This window comes from Halovivax cerinus (genome assembly GCF_024498195.1).
GTDB classification, from domain to species: domain Archaea; phylum Halobacteriota; class Halobacteria; order Halobacteriales; family Natrialbaceae; genus Halovivax; species Halovivax cerinus.
In genome coordinates this window covers 3,159,116-3,181,094 of record NZ_CP101824.1, presented here as the reverse complement: position 1 = coordinate 3,181,094, position 21,979 = coordinate 3,159,116, and the positions used below count along the sequence as shown (strand labels likewise).

General features: G+C 62.3%; 23 protein-coding genes. 13 read left to right on the top strand and 10 right to left on the bottom strand.

Annotation, left to right across the window (positions count from 1 at the left end; translation table 11 throughout):
- Positions 1–88: 88 nt before the first annotated feature.
- Positions 89–385 carry a hypothetical protein gene (locus tag NO366_RS15120; protein ID WP_256531616.1) on the top strand — a complete coding sequence of 99 codons (297 nt, stop codon included), beginning with the start codon at positions 89–91 and terminating at the stop codon, positions 383–385.
- A gap of 236 nt (positions 386–621) precedes the next feature.
- Positions 622–834, top strand: a complete 213-nt coding sequence (locus NO366_RS15115; RefSeq protein ID WP_007697004.1) for a DUF7120 family protein — start codon at positions 622–624, stop codon at positions 832–834.
- 8 nt (positions 835–842) lie between these two features.
- On the opposite strand, the gene NO366_RS15110 is transcribed toward NO366_RS15115, so the two are convergent.
- A complete protein-coding gene (locus NO366_RS15110) occupies positions 843–1,049 on the bottom strand; it encodes a DUF7550 family protein (protein ID WP_256531615.1) in 207 nt (68 codons plus the stop codon).
- A 139-nt stretch (positions 1,050–1,188) separates the two neighbouring features.
- Here NO366_RS15110 and NO366_RS15105 point away from each other — a divergent pair, with 139 nt between their 5' ends.
- The 3 genes from NO366_RS15105 (at position 1,189) to hisF (ending at position 4,180) form a co-directional block, all read left to right on the top strand.
- Positions 1,189–1,857: a hypothetical protein gene (locus NO366_RS15105; RefSeq protein ID WP_256531614.1), complete on the top strand. Its 669-nt coding sequence runs from the start codon at positions 1,189–1,191 to the stop codon at positions 1,855–1,857.
- On the top strand, positions 1,854–3,209 hold the full coding sequence (locus NO366_RS15100; RefSeq protein WP_256531613.1) for a twin-arginine translocation signal domain-containing protein: 1,356 nt from the start codon (positions 1,854–1,856) through the stop codon (positions 3,207–3,209). Before NO366_RS15105 ends, NO366_RS15100 begins: the two co-directional genes overlap by 4 nt.
- Positions 3,210–3,340: 131 nt before the next feature.
- Positions 3,341–4,180 carry an imidazole glycerol phosphate synthase subunit HisF gene (gene hisF / locus NO366_RS15095; RefSeq protein ID WP_256531612.1) on the top strand — a complete coding sequence of 280 codons (840 nt, stop codon included), beginning with the start codon at positions 3,341–3,343 and terminating at the stop codon, positions 4,178–4,180.
- A 100-nt stretch (positions 4,181–4,280) separates the two neighbouring features.
- Here hisF and NO366_RS15090 read toward each other — a convergent pair whose 3' ends face one another.
- A complete protein-coding gene (locus NO366_RS15090; RefSeq protein ID WP_256531611.1) occupies positions 4,281–4,565 on the bottom strand; it encodes a DNA-directed RNA polymerase subunit L in 285 nt (94 codons plus the stop codon).
- A gap of 163 nt (positions 4,566–4,728) precedes the next feature.
- On the opposite strand from NO366_RS15090, the gene NO366_RS15085 reads away from it, so the two are divergent.
- Positions 4,729–6,495, top strand: a complete 1,767-nt coding sequence (locus NO366_RS15085) for a rhomboid family intramembrane serine protease (protein ID WP_256531610.1) — start codon at positions 4,729–4,731, stop codon at positions 6,493–6,495.
- A 24-nt stretch (positions 6,496–6,519) separates the two neighbouring features.
- Here the strand turns inward: NO366_RS15085 and NO366_RS15080 are convergent, their stop codons facing one another.
- Both NO366_RS15080 and NO366_RS15075 read right to left on the bottom strand, forming a co-directional pair.
- A complete protein-coding gene (locus tag NO366_RS15080) occupies positions 6,520–7,149 on the bottom strand; it encodes an METTL5 family protein (RefSeq protein ID WP_256531609.1) in 630 nt (209 codons plus the stop codon).
- 224 nt (positions 7,150–7,373) lie between these two features.
- Positions 7,374–7,775: a sugar phosphate isomerase/epimerase gene (locus NO366_RS15075; RefSeq protein ID WP_256531608.1), complete on the bottom strand. Its 402-nt coding sequence runs from the start codon at positions 7,773–7,775 to the stop codon at positions 7,374–7,376.
- 139 nt (positions 7,776–7,914) lie between these two features.
- Here NO366_RS15075 and NO366_RS15070 point away from each other — a divergent pair, with 139 nt between their 5' ends.
- Positions 7,915–8,085 carry a hypothetical protein gene (locus tag NO366_RS15070; RefSeq protein ID WP_256531607.1) on the top strand — a complete coding sequence of 57 codons (171 nt, stop codon included), beginning with the start codon at positions 7,915–7,917 and terminating at the stop codon, positions 8,083–8,085.
- 232 nt (positions 8,086–8,317) lie between these two features.
- Here the strand turns inward: NO366_RS15070 and NO366_RS15065 are convergent, their stop codons facing one another.
- Both NO366_RS15065 and NO366_RS15060 read right to left on the bottom strand, forming a co-directional pair.
- Positions 8,318–9,352 carry a disk-shape morphogenesis protein volactin gene (locus NO366_RS15065; RefSeq protein ID WP_256531606.1) on the bottom strand — a complete coding sequence of 345 codons (1,035 nt, stop codon included), beginning with the start codon at positions 9,350–9,352 and terminating at the stop codon, positions 8,318–8,320.
- A gap of 96 nt (positions 9,353–9,448) precedes the next feature.
- Complete coding sequence (locus NO366_RS15060; protein WP_256531605.1) at positions 9,449–10,372, bottom strand: cell division protein CdpA domain-containing protein; 924 nt, start codon at positions 10,370–10,372, stop codon at positions 9,449–9,451.
- A gap of 275 nt (positions 10,373–10,647) precedes the next feature.
- On the opposite strand from NO366_RS15060, the gene dph2 reads away from it, so the two are divergent.
- From dph2 to NO366_RS15045, 3 genes are all read left to right on the top strand, one after another.
- Positions 10,648–11,712, top strand: a complete 1,065-nt coding sequence (gene dph2 / locus NO366_RS15055; RefSeq protein WP_256531604.1) for a diphthamide biosynthesis enzyme Dph2 — start codon at positions 10,648–10,650, stop codon at positions 11,710–11,712.
- Positions 11,713–11,870: 158 nt separating this feature from the next.
- On the top strand, positions 11,871–12,701 hold the full coding sequence (locus tag NO366_RS15050; protein WP_256531603.1) for an MBL fold metallo-hydrolase: 831 nt from the start codon (positions 11,871–11,873) through the stop codon (positions 12,699–12,701).
- A gap of 287 nt (positions 12,702–12,988) precedes the next feature.
- Entirely contained in the window at positions 12,989–14,410 is a 1,422-nt protein-coding gene (locus tag NO366_RS15045) for a hypothetical protein (RefSeq protein WP_256531602.1), read from the top strand.
- 763 nt (positions 14,411–15,173) lie between these two features.
- On the opposite strand, the gene NO366_RS15040 is transcribed toward NO366_RS15045, so the two are convergent.
- From NO366_RS15040 to btuC, 4 genes are all read right to left on the bottom strand, one after another.
- On the bottom strand, positions 15,174–16,187 hold the full coding sequence (locus tag NO366_RS15040) for a tyrosine-type recombinase/integrase (protein ID WP_256531601.1): 1,014 nt from the start codon (positions 16,185–16,187) through the stop codon (positions 15,174–15,176).
- Positions 16,180–16,596 carry a DUF5805 domain-containing protein gene (locus tag NO366_RS15035; protein WP_256531600.1) on the bottom strand — a complete coding sequence of 139 codons (417 nt, stop codon included), beginning with the start codon at positions 16,594–16,596 and terminating at the stop codon, positions 16,180–16,182. Before NO366_RS15035 ends, NO366_RS15040 begins: the two co-directional genes overlap by 8 nt.
- A gap of 1,103 nt (positions 16,597–17,699) precedes the next feature.
- Positions 17,700–18,959: an ATP-binding cassette domain-containing protein gene (locus tag NO366_RS15030; RefSeq protein WP_256531599.1), complete on the bottom strand. Its 1,260-nt coding sequence runs from the start codon at positions 18,957–18,959 to the stop codon at positions 17,700–17,702.
- Positions 18,956–20,053: a vitamin B12 ABC transporter permease BtuC gene (btuC, locus tag NO366_RS15025; RefSeq protein ID WP_256531598.1), complete on the bottom strand. Its 1,098-nt coding sequence runs from the start codon at positions 20,051–20,053 to the stop codon at positions 18,956–18,958. Before btuC ends, NO366_RS15030 begins: the two co-directional genes overlap by 4 nt.
- A 60-nt stretch (positions 20,054–20,113) precedes the next feature.
- On the opposite strand from btuC, the gene NO366_RS15020 reads away from it, so the two are divergent.
- The 3 genes from NO366_RS15020 to NO366_RS15010 all read left to right on the top strand — a co-directional run bounded on the left by NO366_RS15020 (position 20,114) and on the right by NO366_RS15010 (position 21,934).
- A complete protein-coding gene (locus tag NO366_RS15020) occupies positions 20,114–21,271 on the top strand; it encodes a PGF-CTERM-anchored ABC transporter substrate-binding protein (protein ID WP_256531597.1) in 1,158 nt (385 codons plus the stop codon).
- Between the two features lie 157 nt (positions 21,272–21,428).
- Positions 21,429–21,710, top strand: a complete 282-nt coding sequence (srp19, locus tag NO366_RS15015; protein WP_256531596.1) for a signal recognition particle subunit SRP19 — start codon at positions 21,429–21,431, stop codon at positions 21,708–21,710.
- A complete protein-coding gene (locus tag NO366_RS15010) occupies positions 21,710–21,934 on the top strand; it encodes an H/ACA ribonucleoprotein complex subunit GAR1 (RefSeq protein WP_256531595.1) in 225 nt (74 codons plus the stop codon). The genes srp19 and NO366_RS15010 overlap by 1 nt, the downstream gene beginning before the upstream one ends.
- Positions 21,935–21,979: the final 45 nt, after the last annotated feature.

The following is a 21,979-nucleotide window of genomic DNA, read 5'->3' as shown; positions in this document are numbered from 1 at the left end:
GAAACGGTCCGACGACGTGACCCTCAATCGTCGGCGAACCGATACGGTGGGGATAACCAAGTGCGACGTGGCCGACCGATGCTCTCGCATGGCAACGAAACAATTGATGCGCGATCAGTCGACGACAACGGAGCCCGTCGAAGCCGGGTCGGAAGCGATGGGGCCAGCGGTCATGGCAGCCGCCGCCTCTGTCGGACTCTCGTGGTACTACTTCTTCCTCAAGGGGGAGAAAGAACGTGGACTCTTCGTCGGACTCTGGCCGCCGACGATCCTGGCGTTCGCCAGTTACTTCATGCAGCATCGGATGAACAACCGGCTGTCGATGATAACGGAACCCGGTCGTTCGATCAAGCAGACGATCGACTCGGTAATGGGGAACGCCTGACGACCGATCGTCGACGCTCGGTCGTCAGTCAGTCGTGATAGGTCGGCTTCGTTCCGGACGGAGCCGGGATCGGTGGACCCACCTGTATTCGTCTCCACGCCCCGGTTCGGGTGGGGTGCTCGTCGGTGTGTCGCGTATCGTACACCAAACTGTCGCATTCACCAGTCAGGCGTCCGTTCCCACCTGTGTAAGTTCCCCGTCAAACTTAAATGCCCCTCCACCGAAACCCGAATCAGATGCCGAAAGTTGAGCTCACGATCCCGGAACACCTAGAGATGCAGATCGCCCAGATGGTCGAACGCGGCGAGTTCGTCAATCGGGAAGAGGCGGTCGAAGACTTGCTCTCGACTGGGATAAAGGCCTACAAAACGAGCGGTCCGCAGGACGAGGAGGAACCGGGATTCGAAGACGACGGAATGATGGGACACGACGACGAATACGTCTTCTGACCGACGCGTTACAGGACGAACAGGGGAACGCCGATACTCACACCGAGTCCGACGACGAGTATCGCCGCGCCGATCGCTGCGTTTTTCGCCTCGAAGTCGCTCATCGGTGCCGTCTCTCGTGGCGTGTGTTGTGCGTCATCGGATGTCGATCCAGCGTCGTCCGAATTCTCTCGTTTCGCGTCGTCCGCATCCTCTCGTTCCGTTTCGTCGGCCATACGAGATGGTACCCGGGAGAGCCCCTTAAACCCGTCTACACCGACACACGGATCGACCCGATTGCGGGTGTCGACGTCAGTTCCTCCCCGTTCGTGTCGTACAGCAAGTATTTATTCGGTGGGTAGCTACCGAGAACAGATGCCCTCTGGAGACTGGACGCGACGAGGCGTACTCGCGGCAGGAGGCGCGTGCGTCGCCGGCGCCCTGGCCGGTTGTTCCCGCACTGAATTCCGCGAATCGTCGTCGCACCGATCGACGGTCGATCTGGGAGGGACCGACGTCTCGACACACGAGTACGAGGTTCTGTTCGCGCGGGCCGAGACCGATTCCCAGTTCGTCTTCCCCGACGAGGATGCAGCCGAGAAATACAGCGCAAACGGCGGGGCAGATTCGGCGTACGCCCGGCTGAACTCCACGTTTTTCGTCCTCGACGACGCAGCTGCGGACACGCTGCGAATCGAGACGGCGGCGGCCGACCTTCGGTCGTTCGTCGCGGCGACCGATTTTGAATCCGAATCGATCGTCGTGGAGCAGCGTTCCATCGGCGACTGCTACTACCGAGAGCTTACGGGCGTCGAGGCTCGCGACGACGATTTCCGGTTTCACCTCTGTCGCTGGTTGAAGGAGCCGACGACCCGATGTGAGGCTGACAAGCGCGTGATGGAGGCGATCGTCATCCGGGTCGCTCGACCCTACCGGGACCGGCCGTCGAGCAGCGGCAGTTCCGAGAGTATGGTCTGTCGGTCCGCTGATTCCGACGCTGCACACGCCGGGAACCGGTCAGCTACCGAGGGAGATTCCCGATGACCGGCGATCGAACGCTCCGTCCGACCCGACGCGACTTCCTCGCCGCAGCTTCTGTCGGTGGGGCCGGGACGTCGCTGGCGGGCTGTCTCGACCGTCTTCCCTGGCGAGAGCGTACTTCGAACGGTCGCGTCCCGGCGAATTCGGTGGACGCCGTTCTGTCTGCCGATGGGCCATCGATCGAGTGGCCGGACCCCATCGAGCCGTCGTCGGCGTCGATAGCCGACGCCCACGACCGCGTCGACGAACTCCTCGCGCAGATTCCGGACCCGATCACCGTTGCGGACGTTCCGAACGGCGTCGTCCGCGAATCGATCGCCTCGAATCGACGCGACGCCATCGACGGTCGCGACGCGAGCGATGTCGCCAGGTACCGACACCTGCGCGAGACGTCCGACGCACGGGGTGCTGCCCGCCACTCGCGGACGACGTACGATGCGATCGAACTGGATCACGAGTCGCTCGTTGCGGACCTCCGAACGGAACGGACCGACGTGCTCGGGACGGTTCGAACGCAACTCGACGCGATCGACTATCGCGGTCCAGAGACGGTGGAGGGAACACTCCGTGCGGCGCTCGTCGCCCGTCAACGCGAAGCCGACCTCCGTCGAGCAGAGCGTACCCTCGGCGATTGGCGCGCCGGCCTCGGCGACACCGTCATCGATCTCGGGGAGGCTGCCGGCGACGTCGAACGTGCGTCGGCGACGGCATCGATCTGGTCGCACCTGATCGACCGGTACGAGGCCGGCCAGTCCGACGTCGTCCCCCTGGAATCGTCGTTTTCGGACGTGATCGACCGCTCGTTGGAGCGGATCGAGACGGTCGATTTCCCCGAGCAGGTGGGCGACACCTGGTACGGGGCCGTCGGTGTCGACGACCTCGACGATCGGGGTCTCGAATTCGCCCTCTGGCGAGCGGGCGGGGAGGTCATCGATGCGGCCGACGGCGTGGAAACGGCGTCGGTGGAGGGGCGGCTCGGAACCGCGCTCTACCGTGCACTCGAGTTCGAGGTGCGGTACCGTGCGTTCGAGACGTTTCGAGACTGGGTCCGAAGTGGATCGTTCGCGTGGCCGGCGTCCGTATCGGAGATCGAGGCCGAACGGTCGGCCGCACTCCTGGCCGCCGAGACGGCTCGGGAATCGGTCACTGGCCCGACGCTCGGGGCGCTCCGCTGTGCCGAGAGGCTACAATCGCTCGAGTGGACCGACGCGGCCGTCCGGCGGGCCGCAGACAACGATCCGGAGACGCGCGTCTCGCTCGACGACGAATACCGCGACTACGCACTCAGGCGCGCGGAGCTGACGGCCCTGCCGGACGCCGTCGAGACGTTCCGGGATCGGCTTCGTACCGACTGATTCGCCAGCCCGTCCGGATCCGGACGGGTCGAGGCACCGACGCCTGTATCGGGTTCTCCTGGTGGCGAGAACGGCTCGTGCCACTCCGGACTCCTTTACTACCCGCGTCCCCAACTCCCGATAGAAGCCGTATGGGACTCACCAAACGAATTATTCCCTGCATCGACGTCGATCTCGACGAGGACGGAAACGCGGCGGTGTACACTGGCGTCAACTTCGAGAACCTGGAGTACACGGGCGACCCGGTCGAGATGGCCCGCGAGTACAACGAAGCGGGCGCCGACGAGTTCGTCTTTCTCGACATCACCGCCTCCGCGGACGGCCGGGAGACGATGCTCGACGTCGTCGAATCCGTAGCCGACGAGGTGTTTATTCCACTCACCGTCGGCGGCGGCATACGCACGGTCGAGGATATCGGGGAGACGCTCCGGGCCGGTGCGGACAAGGTGTCGATCACCAGCGGGGCGCTCGAAGACCCCGATCTGATCACCGACGGCGCGCGGGCGTTCGGCAGCCAGTGCATCGTCATCAGCATCGACGCACGGCGTCGGTACGACGATGAGGGAACCCACTACGTCGAGGCGGACGGCGAGTCGTGCTGGTTCGAGTGTACCAAACGCGGCGGTCGCGAGGGGACTGGTATCGACGTCGTGGAGTGGGCCGAGGAGGCGGAACGGCGGGGTGCTGGAGAACTGTTCGTGAACTCTATCGACCGCGACGGGACGAAAGATGGCTACGATCTTCCGCTGACGTCGGCCGTCACGGACGCCGTCGACACGCCCGTCATCGCCTCGTCGGGCTGTGGCAGCCCCGACGACATGTACGACGTGTTCGTCGCGGCGGACGCAGACGCAGCGCTCGCCGCGTCGATCTTCCACTTCGACGAGTACTCGATTCGGGAGACGAAGCGAGCGCTGGCGGAACGTGACGTACCGGTCAGACTGACGGACTCGGACGGGTCCACACGATAGTCATCGGGCGGTCGATCGCCGATTCGGGAGTGCACTGATCGGTCTATCGATCAGGGTGGTACAGTGACCGAACCAATCGATCGGTCAGTTTACGGCGACGTCAGGCCGCGGCTTCGAACGCGTCACGGAGCGTCGTGGCCTTCGTCCGGATGTCGGCGGCCGCCTCTTCGAGGGCGTCTAGCGGTTCGATCGATCCGTCCGTCTTTATGGTGAGAATCGGATCCGTCTGGCCGCCCGATTGCTCTGGGTTGATGTCGTAGGTGGCGGCGCTGACGTCGTCGTGTTCGAGCAGGCTCCCCTTCAGTACGTTCATGAACGTGTGATCCTCCCCGGCGATCTCGATGGAGAGTTCCTCCTCGCTTCGGTCGGTGACCCGCAGTTCCATAGCGTGTACTGGGCGAGTTAGCTGTTTGTACCTTTCGAAGGTCTTCGCTCGTGTCCGCCGGTCACGCCACCGGGGACCGGCGAGTACTCGTCCGACGGAGAGTGGGACGGTTCGTTCGGTCGGAAGAACAATCGCTTTGCCCGTTCGGTGACTCCATCAGCACATGCGCTGGACGACGGCAGTGACGGTGCTTTCCCTCGTGGTCCTGGTCACCCTCGCGATCCGAGGCGTCGACCACCTGGACGGCGAGACCGACTGGCACCAGCGGGCACGGGATCGACTGTACCTCGGCGTACCGTGGGGAACGCTCGTCGTCGTCGGTATCGTCCTCTTCGTCTACTTCGTCGTTCAGGACGGGCTCACCGAACCGACCGATCCCGTCAGTATCCCGTATCGAGCCTGGTCGTACCGGTATCCGCTCGGGATGGTGACGGCTCCGTTCGCGCACGCGTCCCTCGGTCACCTGCTCGGTAACCTGACCGGCGCCCTCGTCCTCGCTCCGATCGCGGAGTACGCCTGGGGTCACTACCCGGGACACAGTACGGATGGATCCGCCTCGATCCGGGCCGATCCGCGCGTTCGAGCGGTCGTCGTCTTTCCGCTCGGGGTCTGTCTCGTCGCGCTCGCGACGAGCGTCCTGGCTGTCGGTCCCGTCATCGGCTTCTCGGGTGTCGTGTTCGCGTTCGCCGGGTTCGCCATGGTCTCGTATCCCATACACACCGTCGTGGCCAGTCTGGGGGCACACGGCGCTCTCCTGACGGTGATTCGAGCGATGCGGTCGCCCGTGACGGTGGCGGGCGTCGACGCTGCGCCACCGGCGCCACCCGGCTGGGCGACGATCGCGATTCAGGCCCACGCTCTCGGATTTCTCGCCGGAGTACTGCTCGCGCTCGCCGTCTCCTCGCGGGCTCGCGGCCGCCCGAGACCTGGCCGTTTCTGGATCGCCGTCGTCCTGTTCGCGTTCGGGAAATCGATGTGGGCAATCTACTGGTACGGCGCCGAGGGGCGGTACGTGCTGTTTCGCGCACCTGGCGTCGCACTGGTTCTCGTACTGTCGATCGTCGTGACGCTCGCGGTGACCGACTCCGAGCGGCCACTGATCGGTGACACCACCGTCACTGGAACCGATCGGGATCGTGCGACCCCGGAGCGAACGGGTTACACGCACCGAGTCCGACGGATATTCGACGTCGGCAGGAGGGCCGTTCGTTCGACCGCTATCAGCGCCGGATTCGCCGGTCGTATCGACAGTCTCCCGAGACGAGAGACGGCAACTGTGGCGCTCGTCGTCGTTCTGGCACTCGTTTCCGGCCCGGCACTGGCGCTGAATGCCGTCTCCCCGGCCCCATCAGATACTCAACCGGCGCTGTCCGTCGACGGCTACGGCGTCACGTACGACGAATCGGTCGAACACGAACTCGTCTCCGTCGTCCCGGTCGACGCCTACGGGTCGACGGAGTCGGTGACGGTGAGCGGTGTGATCGTCTGGTCGACCGAGCGATCGCTCTGGACGAACGCCGTGAGTGCGAATCGTCTCGCCCACTCGGGGTCCGCTTCCGTCGAACTCGGCGCACCGGGCTGGCGTCGGACGGTCTCGGTCGAACGCACCGGCTGGGACGTCGTCGGAAACGAGTCCACCTATCAGGTCTGGCTCGACTCGCCGTCCGCGGATCGGTCGCTCGCGTTCGAATCTCCACCACGTCGCTCGTCGGTTGCGGTCGACGGGGTGTCGATGACGCTCGCGTCGGTAGACGGGACGTTTGTCCTTCACATGGCGGGCGAGAACGAGTCCTCAGAGACGGTTCCCGTTCCGGCGGCCGACGACCGATCGACGAACGGGGATATCACGCTCGTTCACGAAGATGACCGCCTGGTTGCCGTGTCTGACGGGACGCGAGCGGTCGTCGCTATACGTGAGTACGACGAGTGATTGAGACGCTCGGATCCCGTCATCTCATTCAACCTCCCGCCAGTCGATCCGGAACACCTCGACCGGAATCGTCGACCGATCGTCGGTGTGGAAGTCGAATCGACGATCGATCGGTATCTCGGATTCGAAGGCGTCGGTCAGGGTTCCACCGTGATCGGCGGCGAACGATTCGGCGAACGCGAGACTGCCGGCGTTGTGGATCGTATACGAGACGTCGGCGATCGAACTGATCGCCTCTAGGAACCGTCGGTCTGCGTGACGATTCCCCCGCTGCGCACCGAATGGCGGATTCGAGACGACGGTCGCCGTCCCCGGACTGATCGGTGGCGTGGTCGCGTCACCCGTTACCCAGTGAATACGCATCGTATCGAACAGCCGATGCTCCGTCGTGACGGCGGTTTCCAGTGCTGTTCGGTCGACGTCGATCCCGACGATTCGTGTCGCGCCGACGTACCTCGCACCGAGCGCGAGCATACCCGTCCCACAGCCGAGGTCGACGACCCACCGGTCCGCGATATCGCCGCGCATCGCCGCGAGGTGACAGACGTGCGAGGCGAGTTCCGGTGGCGTCACGTACTGCTCGAGTGACACCTGCGGCTCGCGAAAGTCGGCGACCGATTCCAGCGCTGCGGCGAGCGTCCGCCGTGACGGCATCGACCGTCACTCCGCCGGCGATGTCCCTGTGTGTTTCGACTGACGGTGACGTCAGAGCGAGCGAAGCGGGCGTTGACATATGCGGGACAGGCAGTCGTGACGCAAGCGGTGTTGGTCTGGCCACAGTGGGTTCGGACTCGGACGACCGATGCGTCGTACGACGCGACGGTGGGTCGGGTACTCAAATAGGTCTCTCGTGTCACGCCGGGAGACGTCCGGACCGGTTATCCTGCGATGGTGACGGGGCCGTCCACCTCGAACCGAACCCCTTCGCGGTTTGCACGCTCGGCACACGCCTCGAGTGCAGGTTCGACGGTGTCTACGTCCTCGACGGATTCGGTCGTCACCGAGACTGTACTCGCGCCCAGGAACGAGGCGGCACGGACGTACCCACGGATGCGATCGATCTCGGACTGTGTGTCGATCGAACAGGTCGAGTCGAATCGGGCCGTGACGGTAACTGTCGCCGGCTGAAAGCCCTCTTCGGCGAACGTTCGTTTCAGCGTCGCCAGGTACGTTGGCGCGGTGGATTCGAGCGACTCGGCCTCGAGCACGACTGGGGTGACGTCCGCCGATCGACACGACTCGAGCGTCGAACTGACGTCGGTCCGGCTCGTGGTACTCATACCAGTCAATACACTGGCCGCATACAAATATGTTTGCACATGCCTCACAGTAATGTGAGGTGGGCCGAAGTACATGGAAGCGGCATGGAGGGTCGGTCGAATCACATAGAATTAAGATCATTGAGTGATAGGGCTAAATATGGACACCTGTCCACGGTGCCAGTCACCACTCGAGCGACTCTCTCTCGCGGAGACCACGACGGTGGCGTGCAGTCGGTGTGGATTCGCCGACGTCCCGGTGGAGCACGAAGCCGAGTGGCAGGAGCGGGAGACCTGGCACGAGGCGATGGAACGGTTTTACGAGCGGTAGGGTCGCCTCCGGGCCTCCGGTGGTGATCCTGATCGGCCGCGGACACTGGCGTAAATCGTGTCAGCTCTCGTACCGAGCGAGTGTTTCGACTCGGTAGATGGGAGTAGTGACCCTGATCGAGGCGATCGATCGACATCGAAGTCTTTCCAGAACCGTTTCACACCGGTCGAACGACCCTTGCGTACGGCGGCCTGCCGTTGGCGGAGCCGTCCTGAAACGAGTGATGCGGCGGTTACTCGCTGGCCGCAGCCGCTTCGGCTTCGTCTTCATCCGCAGCGTCGTGTTCGATGTCTTCGTCGGATCGGGCGGCGACCAGACCACCACGAGCGACGCTGTACAGGGGCTCGTCGGCGTGGGAGACGCCGCTGATAGAGAATGGGATGTTCGCGTCCTCCAGGTGGTCGCGGAAGAGCGCCTCGAAGCCGCTCGGACTGGACGTTCCGCCGGTGACCACGACCGGAATGTCGAGCCCTTCTTCGACGTCCTCGTCGTCGACTTCCTGGACGACCTTTTCGATGACGTAGTCGAGGAGGTTCTCGTAGTAGATCGAGAGCGCGCCCTCGACGCCGCCGACGTCGGTCGTGAAGTCGAGTTCGAAGTCGTCCTCCTTGATAGAGGTGACCTTGTCGACCGGCGTTCCGGTCGCACGCGCGGCCTGCTCGTCGATCCAGTCACCGCCGCGGGCGACGGAGAACTTCATGACCGGGACGGCGTAGTACGCCAGACAGACGTTCGTCATGCCGGCCCCGAAGCTGATACCGAGGCCGGTGAAGTTGTTGTCGGCGAGCTCGGAGTAGATGACCGACATCCCCTCGTTGATGGGTTCGGCGTCGTACCCGACGTCGTTGAGGAAGGATTCGATCGTCTTCTGGTGATACAGCGTCGAGAGCTCGGAGTCGATCGGGTCTGCCGGCGTCGAGAAGTACAGTTTCTCGTCCGGGTACGCGGGTTCGCCGACGACCTGTTCGATGATGAGTTTCATCATCGGGATCGCCGATTTCTCGTCCGAGGAGAGGATTCCCTGTGACATCGGTCGGCGTGTCTCCTTGTTGAAGATGTTCGCGAAGTTCAGGGCGTCGTCGCCGACGACGTACACCTTGTCGTCCTTTCGGATGTGGAGGACCTCGCTTCGCGAGAGCATCTGCTCTGCCATGTCCGAGTACTCGATCTCGACGAACGAGTTGCGTTGCTGAACGAATACCGTGTCGTTACCATCCTGCTGTGCCGACAGGATGTTCATTGTTCCGACGTCTAGGCCTTTCGCCATATGTGTCCAAGGCGACTGACGGAATATAAATCTATGTGAATAAATTCCCGAATTGATAGAAAAGTATACTGGCGTATTGTCGACGAGAGAATCGGCTTAATTTCGCCGAATCCGCCGCCGCACGGCATCGGCCTTCGATCGAATCGCCTCTCCGGTGCGGGTAACCCGTGCTCGGACCCGACCGGCGACACCTCGTTCGGCGGTCGCCAGGTCATCGGCGCGTTGTTGTTCGCGTAGTTCTTTTAACTTCGCCGTCTGATCGTCGACGGTTCCGGTCGAGGTGGCGGTCTTGGCCTCGCCCTGTTTCATCCCTTTGAGCCCGGAAACTTGCGACTGGACACCAGACGATCTCGTTTTCGTCACGCCGACGTCCCCGATCTCCGCGTCGGAGAACTCGTTGTCCGTGAACGTCAGCGTGGTGTTATCTGACCTCTCGACGCCACCCCAGGAGAGTTCGACGTCGGCCATTGCCTCGTCGATGTCTGCAGAGATCTCCTCGTCCGTGTAGTGTTCGGTCTCGTCGTCGTCATCCGCGGTGACCTCGATCTGTCTCGCCAGGTCGAGGTAATGAGCGATCAACGCGGCACCAGTCGACGCCGAGATGCCGGCGAGCCCGACGGCGTATACGGTAACGATGGGAACCGTGTAGTCGTTCCCCCATCCGTTCCAGTCGTCCGGATACGCGTACAGGAAGCCGGCGGTGGCAGCGATCGTTATCGCGACGCCGACGACGGAGACCGCGAGGACTCGCCGCTCGGACGGGAGCAAGATCACGATTCCGAGCATGACGACCGGGAGGGATAGCATCCCAAGCGCGTACGCGGGCTGTACCCACGCGAAGAATGACTCCGTCCGGTAGGCGTGCTGTGTCCCTACGACGAACAGCGCGAGCGCGACGCCCGCCAGAACGATGCCACAGAGGAATAGCCCGAATCCCACGTAGACGTCTCGCTCGCTATCGGGTTCACCGATATACGACCGATAGAGGTCGAACAGTTTTCCTTCGGATGTCGTCGACATTGGTCTTCGCTTTAGACTCCAGTACCATGACTTTTTGCCCGCCTTTATATCAGTGAACGAACGGCAGTCAGACGTGGGGCTGACAGGACCGGTGGCCGTGTGGAACGAGGTACTCGGGGCCCAGTGGTGGTGTGGACGCTCGATGCGAAGATAGGTCGTTTCGGGCGGTTCCCCGACTACATGCAGTGCTGGATGGCGGAGCTCGTCCCGGCGTCTCGGAGGCCCGTGGTCGGTGAAACGTGGAGGTTTTACGTTCGTAGCGGGTATTCAGGCCAATGAGCCAGGAGTCGTCGTACAGCGAGGGGGACTTGCGAAATACAGGGATGCGTCTCAAACACGACCGGGAGTGGGATTACGAACTCGACCGCATCGCCGAAGCAATCGAGGAGCGGGACGCGGACACGGTCGGGTTACAGTTCCCCGAAGGACTGAAACGGCGAGCCCCCCGCGTCGCGGACGACATCCGTGAACTCGTCGCCGAGCGCGATCTGACCGACGACGTCCGGGTTCTCATCTCCGGCCAGCCGTGTTACGGCGCGTGCGATCTCGATACCTACCTGATGAAGCGATCGGACGTGTTCGTTCACTTCGGTCACTCGCCGATGAAGGAGACGGACAAGGTGATCTACGTCCCACTCTTCTCGAACGTCGACGTTCTCCCGATCATCGACGAGGCGCTCGACGAACTGGCACCACCTGCAGAGCACGGATCGATCGGCCTCGTGACGACGGCCCAGCACATGAATCGGTTCGACGAGATGTGCGAGACCCTCTCTGCGGAAGGGTACGACGTCGAGACGCGGCGTGGGGACGACCGACTGACTCACGAGGGGCAGGTTCTCGGGTGTAATTACGCCAGCGCCGACGTTGATGCGGCCCAGGTGCTCTACGTCGGCGGTGGAAAGTTCCACCCGCTTGGACTCGCGATGGAACATCCCGACAAGCGCGTCGTGATCGCAGACCCGGTAAACAACGTCGTCACCGTCGCGGACACGGAGAAATTCGTCAAACAGCGCTACGCGTCCGTCCACAAGGCCATGGACGCCGAAACCTGGGGAGTCATCTTCTGTACGAAGATCGGACAGGGGCGCTGGGAGGAAGCCGACCGTATTCTGGACGACAACGACGACGCCTACCTGATTACGTTGGACGAGGTGACGCCTGATCGACTCAGGAACTTCGACGTCGACGCGTTCGTCAACACCGGCTGCCCTCGAATTACGACGGACGATGGTCCCCGCTTTCACAAGCCGATGCTGACACCCGGGGAGTACGACGCTGCCGTCGGCAACAAACCGCTCTCGGATATCGGATTCGACACCTTCCACGGAACCTGGTGACATCTTCCACGGAACCTGGAGACATCTTCTATAGAATCTGGTGACATTTTCCACGCGATTTGGTGAAGCGACCCTGCACCGTCGGTTCCGATGGTAGGTGAGGCGGTCCCTGCGACGAACCACAACTGTTACCCGCAGGTTCCACGCATCGGTCGTACATGGTCGAAAGTGACTGGGGTGACTGGCTGGTACGCGACGTCGCCGAGGCCGATCCCGACGGCATAGCCCTCTGGTACCTGGGGTGTAACGGGTTCGTACTGAAGGCGGCGGACGGCACGACGATTTCGGTCGACCCGTACGTTGGACTCGGCGATCCTCCGCGGACGGTCAGGATGATTCCCGTCCCGTTCGATCCGACTGACGTCACTCGGATGGACGCGATCCTGGCGACCCACGAACACACGGATCACGTACACGGTCCGACACAGGCACCGATTCTCGCCGAGACCGCCTCGACGTTCTACGGCCCCGACGCGAGCGTCGAGGTTACTCGATCGGAACGATGGACCGACGAGTGGAACGTGGACCCATCTCAGATTCGATCGGTCTCAGTCGGCGACACCTTCGACGTGGGGTCGGTTACGATAACCGTCGAAGCGGCGACAGATCCTGACGCCGACGAGCCGGTCAGTTACGTCATCCAGCACGGAGACGTCACGATCTTTCACGGTGGCGACTCGCGTCCCTCGGATGCGTTCGAACGAATCGGTCGATCGTACGATATCGACCTGGGTATTCTCGCGTTCGGCTCCGTCGGTCGGATCCCGGACAAACAGACGCGGGAGCCGAAGCGAACGAGATGGTACAACGACGAAAACGAGATCGTTCGTGCCGCGAACGACCTCCGGTTCGACCGACTGCTTCCCTCCCACTGGGACATGTGGCGCGGTTTGACGGCCGATCCGACGGCGTTGTCACACCACATCGGATCGTTCGACTACCCTCGGACCCTCGAAATCGCCCGTATCGGTGACCGCATCGATCTGTGACGGAACGAGAGTTGCGTTCGCCGTTTCTCACTCTCATTTGTTTGTTCATTCACTCTATTTCACCCTATCTCACCTTCTCTCTCACCCTCATCCACCTTCTCTCGCTCCCCCTCACCCGCTCTCTCATCCCCCGTCCGTTCCTCCGCTAGTATTCGTCCGTTCGAACGTCCGTTCTTCCGTACGTGGACCATGCTGTGCACTAGTCGGCTTCGACGGTCTAGAACGTCGTCCCTGCCCCGTCGAATCGCCCGCTTCATTTATGGTCGTGCTCCTGTAATCGTCCCGTAATGAGTTCGAGTGCGGACACTGAAGACATCGTGACGGTGAATCGAGACGACGTCACCGTAACGAAGCGATACGCCCCGGACGAATTCCCGGTTCCGGCGATCCGTTTCGAGATCAGTTCCGACCGCCCCGAACCGGCGGCGGTTCGTCTGACAGAAGATATCCCCGAGTCGTTCCCGATGGACGCCGTCGGTTTTCACCCGGAGTATCACAGCGATCAGTGGACCGCCTACCAGGATCACCGCGTTCAGTTCGAAGGCGTCGTCGAACCGAACGAGTCTCTCGTCACCGTCTACGGTATTCGCCTCGACGACGAACTGGATCCGGCCGCGTTTCTCACAGAACCGTCGATCGAGGCGTATAGTGAGCACGACGTCGTCGAGTCGACGGCAGCCGACGTCTCCGAGTCGGTCGAGGAAGTGGTATCCTCTGAGGGGGCAGATGCCGTAAAGCGCCTTCTCTCCGGTGACGCCGATTCGGTTCCAGGCCTCGAATCGGAGGGTGCTCCCTCGGCCGAGTCTTCAGGTTCGGATTCGGAAGACGAATCTAGCTCGGAGATCGAACTCGATATCGACGCCGCAGCGGAACGCGTCGCCGAGGAGACAGAACCGGGTGACGACGAATCCGAATCCGATGTCGGGGACCGAGATCAGCCGTCTGTGGACGACGATTTCGACGACACGTCCGTGACTACGGATGCGGATGATTCGTCCGATAGCCGTGACGACGGGGTGGACACCGCGGACTCTGCAACTGAGTCCATTTCTGCGGCGCTCGCTTCGGAACTACGAGCCGATCGCGTCGATCAGTCTGACCTGGAGACGATCGTCGATGCGCTACCGGAAAACGCCATTTCCGGTTCTACAGACGCACGCCTGAACCATCTGCAACAACGCGTCGAATCTGTCGCGGCCTACGCGAACGCCCTGGAGGACTTTCTCGACGACAACGGTTCGGGGGCGCAGTTGATCGACGACCTCTCGACCGAACTGTCGGCGCTCCGATCGGAGGTCGAATCTATCGATGCGACGGCTGACGACAACGCCGCAGAGATCGACGACCTCACCTCGTCACTCTCTTCGACGTCGAGTGCTGTCGACGACCTCGATTCGATGGTCGCCGAACTCGAATCCTCGGTGACGTCGGTCTCATCCGATCTGTCCGACCTCACGACCACCGTGTCGTCTCACGACGAGGCGGTCGACGGGATAGACGACAGGGTGTCGAGCCTCGAGTCGTCCGTCTCTGACCTGGACGACCGCGCGGAGTCGATCGAATCTAACGTAGATGACGTCACCACCGACGTCGACGAACTCGCAGAAACCGTCGATTCGCTCGCAGACGATCTGGACGACGTGTCCGCGGACGTCGTCGACATTATCGAGTGGCGCGACCAGCTCGGGTCCATGTTTTCCGACGACTAATCGCCACTCGTCAGCGATCGTCGTCGAATTCTCTGCATGAGACTTTCGTTTTGGTTCATTCGATTCATCGCATTCGATCGATTTTCCGTCAGGTTGCTAACCGTGTCTCAGACGGTCCGTGAACGCTGTACCGCCTCTTCGTTCTGGGCCGTTCGCCGGCGTCGTTCAGTCTCGTCTCTTTCAGTCCCGGCATGGGTTCTTAGCCGCGTGCGTACGCGCCTGTCCCACGACTCGTCTGGCGACATACTGTACTCATTAGTAAGAGAATTGCGCTCGCACCACGTGGCCATTCTATATAGCAATATACGATTTATGTGTTGGGACTCGTCCAGCAGAAGCAGTTGGAAAAATACTATAATATTCTGATGGGTAGTACAGAACTCGTGTTTTTCCGTGTTTAACCGCACGATCTTGCAACCGTTCACGGCCGCCTGGCGTACTCATCACCAGATAGGTGAGGTCGTCGCCAACAAGAGGGCGAGGAGTAACCGGATTCGGTGTTCAGCATCGGTTGACGACCGACAGTGACTCACTTTCGGTGGGTTTGGGATCCTCTCCTTGGGTCTGTCGTGAAGGCCGTTACGACACCGTCCGGGACGATCCACCGATTCCTCGAGGCACGGCCGTTCCTGCACCGTCGGTACGTGTGCGATGAACGGGTATTCGAACGATCCCCGTCTCTATCGGATCGTCCATCCGGTGCTGGCCGTCGATCGATAGGCAGGCGTTGCACCCCGCGTGTCCGTTCGTGTATGCGACGGGATCAACTCGTGGCCACCGAATAAATGTGTTCCAGATACGTCGAACGGACGCGATCACCCCAGTTGTGAGTGTAGGTGTCGATGATATCGTCGGCGACATCGCCGCGAAGGTACTTTACGATCCCGCGGTCGCCCGTCCGATCCCGGAGGTGTGTGGTGAAGAAGTGTCGAAAGTAGTGCGGTGTGACGTTTTCTCGGGCGCCACCTCCGGACCGATACCAGCCGGCCTCACGCGTGTAGCGAGTGACGATGTGGTGGACGTGATCCGGCGTGAGGCGACGTCCCCACCGATCCTCGGTGCTCAAAAAGACCGGTTCGGCGCGAGATTGTGTATCGGGTCGGATCGCGAGCCAGCGACGGAGCGCTCCCTCGAGTTCGTCGTCGATCGGAACGATCGTCTCACGTTTTCGCTTGTTCGAGGCGGTCCGCTCGACCCCGCCGCTTCGCTCTCCGTAGGTGTGATCGGGAGAGACGTACAGTGAGCCGGTCTGGCCGTCGATCTGCGGACGCGGGTCCCAGTACTGCTCGCCGCTCAGATTGAGATCGTACAGATCGAGATTACAGAGTTCGCCGGATCGCAGCCCCGTTTTCAACAACGTGATCACGATCGACCGGTGCAACGGGTGCGCGAGACCGGACACGAACGCCTGCATCTCCGGGAGGGAGATGTCTCGCCGCGCGGGGCTGGTATCGATCGATTCGTCCATCTCTTCGATCACGAGCCCCATCGGATTCTCGTCGTGACGCCCGACCCGCTCCAGGTACGAGTAAAATCGATTCAGATAGGAGGCGTACGTCGCGATCGTACTCTCGGCGTGCTGGCTCCGCAGGTCGTGGACCCAGGCCATACAGTCTCTGTACGTGGCCGTCTCCGGCGACGCGTTTCGTTCGGTCGTGAGAAACGTCTCGAACTGCCCGAGTACGCGTTCGTACGCCTCGTACGTTCGAACGTTACGCCCGTGGTGAGTCATGTCCTCGAGGAAGTACTCGATCGGATCGTGCGCTGTGTCACTCATCGTTCGTCAGGGTGTAGCCGCCGTTTCGTCCGCTGTAGACGATCGTATTTTCGGACTGGAGCGACTGCAGGGCGTCGTCGAGTTCAGATTCGACGTCGTCGACCAGAGCGGAGACGAGCTCGTCCCAGTCGAGCGCCCCGCGTCGACGCAACACCTCGACGATTCGATCGCCGAAATCGGATCTACCGACTGCCGATTCGTTCGATACCGATGCGTCATCGGACGATTCGCCCGATAGTGGTTCGACGTCGGTCGCTCCTGGTACGCCGATATCGGCGCGTCCGGCCTGGACCATCGTTCGGACGAACTCGCTCTGCGTCATGTCGAGTTGCTCTGCGTGGCTCACCCACTCTCGCTTCTGATGGCGCGGCACGTACGTCTTCACGGCAACCCGATCGTCACTGCTCATGGACGGTCGTTCGAACCGGACACTCATGAATCTAGCCCCTGTATCCAAATAAGGGTCTTTATTTGAGGATATGTGACTACTACAGGTGGGTAACTCAGTCCATTATACAAGTATCTGTGTCTATCAGAATCCCCTCTGGTCACTCGTACTAGAATAAACAAATATGGCTCCACCGTGCTACTCTCGGAAGGGTGGCGACCGGGATGATCTAGAGGTGTGTTTCGAGGCCGTGACCCCTGGGGTGTCGGTGTCGAAACGTGGGTCGTCGATCGATAGTTCGGTAGACGGTATTCGCTTGCGTCACAACCCGGGGCGTGGGAGTGGGGCGGAGGGGCGGTGTTCGAGACTACGGTGATAGTGGGTCTCGTTGTTACAGAATCGCCCTCGTCGATCTCGTGACGGTACGGTCGATCACTGGTCACTTCACCGTCCGGTCGAGGATCTGAGGCCTCCGTAGAGCCGTACTCACCCTCGCTGTGAGAGCAATTTACGCTCCGTATTAGGTGGATCGTCACTCGTACCGACTGCCCGTACTGAGTTGGGCAGGTCACAGTCTGTGCCTGTCAGTTTCTGCCCGGCCTGCCTCTGTTAGCTACCGTCGGTGGGTTCGACCACCACCGGAGATTGTGTCATGCGGCAGTCCGGTTCGCGGATCTATCTCGGGAGGTGGTGATACAGTGAATGGATCGAGCGGTTCTCGAGAGCAATTGCTGTACGTCTGGTCGGTCGCTGCGACTCGACTAGCTCTGAAGCTGTTTGTAGAGGCGGTGCGAACCGCTTCGCCAGTAGAACCATCGAAATACCGACCAGTCACGTCGATCGGTCTCTATCGACCGATTCGTGTGCAAGTCGGTGCGTATCTAACCGGGGCGAGCCGATTATCGAACGATCCGTGCGTACGATCGGTGATGCACGATCACAGCCGATCGTCGCGCTGTCGTCCTGGTGTCTCGTTGCTGGTGGTCTCCCTACCAATTTCGCTCTGATCGTTGCCAAATATGACACTATACTACAACATCGGATGGCGCGTCTCGGTCTTGTATATCGTATATCGCTATATCGTTCGAGCAGCGAATCTGGTCCCGCCAATCATATTTGAATTGTCACAAAGGTGGGTATCGAGGGTTCGGCGACGCTCGCGTCTCGTCGTCTTCTCGAGCACCGATGGTCGCCAGCGTTTCGAGGAGAGAGTCTGGATCTGACGTTCTGTCGAACGGGCCGGTCGCAGGGTTCGAATTGTGGCGATCTCCGCCGATCGCCGCCGTCGCGACAGCGATCGTCGGCTGCTCTGAGAGAGCCGACAGTACTCGGTCATCGTCGAGAAGCGCACAATCATCCGTAACGACAGTCGCGTCTGCCTCGTGGAGCGCGATCCGAAGCGTCCGTATTCCGTCGGCATCTACCCCGGCAAACGCCTGAATGTCGTGACTGCGCACTCCCAGCTCGGTCGCCGTCACAGCTGCCACGTCGCCGGCTGGGGCGGGTCCGATCGAAACGTCACTGTCCGTCCTAGAGAGAATTGAGAGTACTCTCGCTGCCGCCGGCCCGGTCCCGAGAACGTGCACTCGGTCGGGTATCGCCGGTGAATCGGTGTCCGAGGGGTGTGCGGTCACCGATGGAGTGCCAGTCGCGTAATTTCGCGTGACGACGCCCTCGGTTTCGAACGCTCGTTCGACCGTTTCTGCGTCGAGGACTGCGTCCGGTCGACCCCGATCGACGATCGATCCGTCGGCGAGGAGGCGGAGTTCGTCACAGAACCGCGCGGCGAGGTCCAGGTCGTGAATCGCAGCGACGATCGTCTTCCCGGACGCGGCGAGATCCGCGACGAGCGAGAGGATTTCGACTTGATGGTTGATGTCGAGGCTCGCAGTCGGTTCGTCGAGCAGAATCACCGGCGTATCCTGTGCGAGCGCACGCGCGAGGACGACTCGCTGGCGTTCGCCGCCGCTCAGTTCGTCGATCGCACGGGATTCGAATCGTGCCGTGTTCGTTCGGTCGAGCGCCTCGTCCACGAGCCGACGGTCCGTCTCGTCTGGGGGCGAAAACCGTGACCGGTAGGGTGTTCGTCCCATCTCGACGAAGTGCCCGACGGTGAACGAAAACGCCGGCGACGTGTCCTGGGGGACGACCGAGACGAGCCGGCTCTGTTCGCGCGAACGCAGCGTTTCGACGGGCGTTCCGTCGATCGTGATGCGACCCGAATCCGGAGACAGTGATCCGCTGATCGTCCGGAGAAGCGTCGATTTCCCGGCGCCGTTGGGCCCCACGAGTCCGACGAACGTTCCGCCGGGTACGCTGGTTTCGAAGTCGTCGAATACCACCGCTTCGCCGTAGGACACCCGGAGGGACTCGACGTCGATCACAGGGCGTGCACCTCCTTTCGAGCGAGCAGGAAGAGGAAGAACGGTGCACCGACGGCCGCGGTTACGATACCGACCGGAACCTCGACGGGGCCCGATCGGGCGATCGTGTCCGTGACGACGAGAAAGATCGCCCCGGAGAGGGCACTCGTCGGGAGGAGTATTCGGTGGTCCGGGCCGACGACGAGGCGCATCATGTGCGGGACGACGAGGCCGACGAACCCGATGACGCCCGCCACGGCGACGCCGGCCGCGGTGACGACGGTCGATACGACCAGCAAGACGAGTTTGGTTCGCTCGACGTCGATACCGAGGTGATGTGCGTCTCCTTCCCCGAGGAGGAGGACGTTGAGGTCACGTGCGTACGTAAACAGTATCCCAACTCCGACGAGGACGAACGGCAACGCGAATCCGACGTCGTTCCAGGCGCCGTTCGTGAGTCGGCCCATCATCCAGTAGACGGCCGCCCGGAGGCCGTCCCCACTGTGCACGAGCAAGTAGGAGATGACCGCACCGAGGAACGTCTGGACGGCGACGCCGGCGAGGAGCAGTGTGGCGACTGGGGTCTTCCCACCGTCGGTTGCGATCGCGTATACGAGTCCGGCCGCGCCGAGAGCCCCGACGAACGCGGCCCACCGTAACTGGGCGAACGGGAGGAGATGCGGGAATGCCAGCATCGCCACCGCGCCCGCGGCGGCCCCCGAGGACACCCCGATGATCGACGGATCCGCGAGCGGGTTCCTGAAAAATCCCTGCATGACCGCTCCGGCGGTCGCCAGGCCAGTCCCGACCGTCGCGGCGAGAGCGATTCGCGGGAGCCGAAGGTCGACGACGATCGACTCGTGCGGGCCGTGTACGTCGAAGCCGAACAGGGGGCGAAGCGACAGCGTCGGCCGCGGCACGTCCCACCAGAACGGTGGCATCGAGACTGAGTCGATTTCGACGCCGGTCGGCACGGCGAGTGCGTTGAGTATCGCCTTCCCGACGTCGACGTACTCGATGCGGATCGGTCCGATCGCGGCGCTGACCACGACGGTCGCCACGAGGGCTCCCGTCAACGTGACGGACCAGCCGACCGCTCGACGTCGAACGTCCATCGAAGGAAAGTAGGATTGCTTTAGATAAGTATTTATTGAATTGGTGGTGATGACCGGGTGATGCGCCATCGACTACTCACGTTGCTCGCACTGCTGGTGATCGTCGGCACCGTTGCACCTGGTGTCACGGCAGCCGTGGACGATCCGGTGGGACCGACCGACGCGCCGCCCTCAGAGCCGGTCCACCCGATCCAGACCCAACCCTCCGAGTCCGGTACAGCCTGTACCTATCCACTAACGGTCACGGACGCGACTGGAACGTCGGTCACGATCGACGAAGAGCCGGGATCCGTCGTGGCCGTCCAGCCGAGTGACGCCCAGCTCGTGACGGAGCTGGGGGCGACGTCGAAACTCGCCGGTATGCCGGTCGGACCGTACACGTCGTATCTGGACGCGCCCGCGAACGTCAGCGACGTGTCGGCCGACGACGGCTCGACGCCGGTCGCCGAGAAGGTGATCGATCTGGACGCGGATATCGTCCTCGCGGCCAACACCGTCACGTACCACGACGGGTTCGTCGAACAGCTTCGAAACGCCGGACAGACCGTCTACGTCTACGACGCGGCGTCCTCAATTGCAGACGTCCGAGCCAACGTCCGCCTCGCCGGGCGCCTCACCGGGGAGTGTGCGGGTGCAGACCGGACGATTACCGAGATGAACGAGTCGTTAGATGTGATCGACGCCGCCGTGGAGGACCGGGATCGGCCCCTCGCGTACTACTCGATGGGGCCGAACACGGACGTCACACCCGGTGAGGGAACGTTCCAGCACGAAATCCTCACCAGGGCCGGCCTGGAAAACGTCGCGGCGCGTGCGAACGTCACCGGGTGGGGAGAGCTCAGCAACGAGGTCATCGTGGCCGAAGACCCCGAGTGGATCGTCTACGGCGATTCGTTCGAGTCACCACCCGTCGATCGGGCCCTCGAAACGACGACCGCGTGGACGGACGACCAGTTCGTCGTGGTGAACGACAATGCGATGAGCCAACCCGGTCCGCTCGTGGTGACGGTGATCGAGCAGATCGCGTCGACGGTGCACGCGGACGCCTACGCCGAGGTATCGGAGAACGAATCGGCGGGTTCAGCTACCGGGTCGGAGACGGCCGATTCGACCGGATCGGACACGTCGGACGACGCGGCGGTGATCCCCGGATTCGGGGTCGCCGTTTCCCTCCTGGCGGTCCTCTCGGTCGCGCTCCTGAGCACCCGGCGCAGCTGAGCGGATCGGCCAGTTCCCGATCGGTCGGTTACGGTTTCGTGTCTGACCCGATCGGGTACGAGTTGTGTATCGAACACCCGGTCCGTGACGCCACTCCGCGGAACCGGTTTCGGTCGAATTTGCGAAGGGTTTACTCCGTTCACCACCAGCATCCGGTATGGTCGAGAACGTGATCTGGCCCGCTTACCTCGACGCCGACCGAAGCCGGAACGAGGGTCGGCGGGTTCCGCGGGACATCGCCGTCCCCGAACCGACGGTCGAGGAGATCGCGAAGGCGGTACAGCAAGTGGGGTACGACGCCTCGGTCGAGCGCGACAAAGCCTACTCGCGCGAGCCGTGGACCCACCGCGGTCGTGTCGTCGTCCGTGGCGCGGACGACTCGACGAAGAACGACCTGGTACAGGCCGTCGCCGCGTACGTCGGGGCGATGCGTAGCTAATGCGTCGCGCAGGAACCGTCGTCGAGGTGGCACAGGGAGTCCTCGTCTGCCGGATGGCCGACGAAGACGTCGACCTCGGCGCGATGATCCTCGACGACTCGCTCACGGAGGTCGGGCGCGTGGTCGACGTGTTCGGTCCGGTGACGGAACCGTTCGCCGCGATATCCCCGTCGGACGACGTACACCCACCGAGACTCGTCGGCGAGCACGTCTACGTTCGGTGAGCACGGCGTGGGATCGAAACGGTGGTCGAGCGTTTCTGCCGAGGG

Bases quoted from the DNA above. Each gene is read 5' to 3' on its own strand.
- NO366_RS15105 (WP_256531614.1), top strand. From the start codon at position 1,189: ATGCCCTCTGGAGACTGGACGCGACGAGGCGTACTCGCGGCAGGAGGC.
- dph2 (WP_256531604.1), top strand. From the start codon at position 10,648: ATGAGCCAGGAGTCGTCGTACAGCGAGGGGGACTTGCGAAATACAGGG.
- NO366_RS15120 (WP_256531616.1), top strand. From the start codon at position 89: ATGGCAACGAAACAATTGATGCGCGATCAGTCGACGACAACGGAGCCC.
- NO366_RS15045 (WP_256531602.1), top strand. From the start codon at position 12,989: ATGAGTTCGAGTGCGGACACTGAAGACATCGTGACGGTGAATCGAGAC.
- NO366_RS15060 (WP_256531605.1), bottom strand. From the start codon at position 10,372: ATGTCGACGACATCCGAAGGAAAACTGTTCGACCTCTATCGGTCGTAT.
- NO366_RS15085 (WP_256531610.1), top strand. From the start codon at position 4,729: ATGCGCTGGACGACGGCAGTGACGGTGCTTTCCCTCGTGGTCCTGGTC.
- NO366_RS15065 (WP_256531606.1), bottom strand. From the start codon at position 9,352: ATGGCGAAAGGCCTAGACGTCGGAACAATGAACATCCTGTCGGCACAG.
- NO366_RS15110 (WP_256531615.1), bottom strand. From the start codon at position 1,049: ATGGCCGACGAAACGGAACGAGAGGATGCGGACGACGCGAAACGAGAG.
- NO366_RS15040 (WP_256531601.1), bottom strand. From the start codon at position 16,187: ATGAGTGACACAGCGCACGATCCGATCGAGTACTTCCTCGAGGACATG.
- hisF (WP_256531612.1), top strand. From the start codon at position 3,341: ATGGGACTCACCAAACGAATTATTCCCTGCATCGACGTCGATCTCGAC.
- NO366_RS15035 (WP_256531600.1), bottom strand. From the start codon at position 16,596: ATGAGCAGTGACGATCGGGTTGCCGTGAAGACGTACGTGCCGCGCCAT.
- NO366_RS15070 (WP_256531607.1), top strand. From the start codon at position 7,915: ATGGACACCTGTCCACGGTGCCAGTCACCACTCGAGCGACTCTCTCTC.
- NO366_RS15050 (WP_256531603.1), top strand. From the start codon at position 11,871: ATGGTCGAAAGTGACTGGGGTGACTGGCTGGTACGCGACGTCGCCGAG.
- NO366_RS15090 (WP_256531611.1), bottom strand. From the start codon at position 4,565: ATGGAACTGCGGGTCACCGACCGAAGCGAGGAGGAACTCTCCATCGAG.
- srp19 (WP_256531596.1), top strand. From the start codon at position 21,429: ATGGTCGAGAACGTGATCTGGCCCGCTTACCTCGACGCCGACCGAAGC.
- btuC (WP_256531598.1), bottom strand. From the start codon at position 20,053: ATGGACGTTCGACGTCGAGCGGTCGGCTGGTCCGTCACGTTGACGGGA.
- NO366_RS15020 (WP_256531597.1), top strand. From the start codon at position 20,114: ATGCGCCATCGACTACTCACGTTGCTCGCACTGCTGGTGATCGTCGGC.
- NO366_RS15080 (WP_256531609.1), bottom strand. From the start codon at position 7,149: ATGCCGTCACGGCGGACGCTCGCCGCAGCGCTGGAATCGGTCGCCGAC.
- NO366_RS15100 (WP_256531613.1), top strand. From the start codon at position 1,854: ATGACCGGCGATCGAACGCTCCGTCCGACCCGACGCGACTTCCTCGCC.
- NO366_RS15115 (WP_007697004.1), top strand. From the start codon at position 622: ATGCCGAAAGTTGAGCTCACGATCCCGGAACACCTAGAGATGCAGATC.
- NO366_RS15075 (WP_256531608.1), bottom strand. From the start codon at position 7,775: ATGAGTACCACGAGCCGGACCGACGTCAGTTCGACGCTCGAGTCGTGT.
- NO366_RS15010 (WP_256531595.1), top strand. From the start codon at position 21,710: ATGCGTCGCGCAGGAACCGTCGTCGAGGTGGCACAGGGAGTCCTCGTC.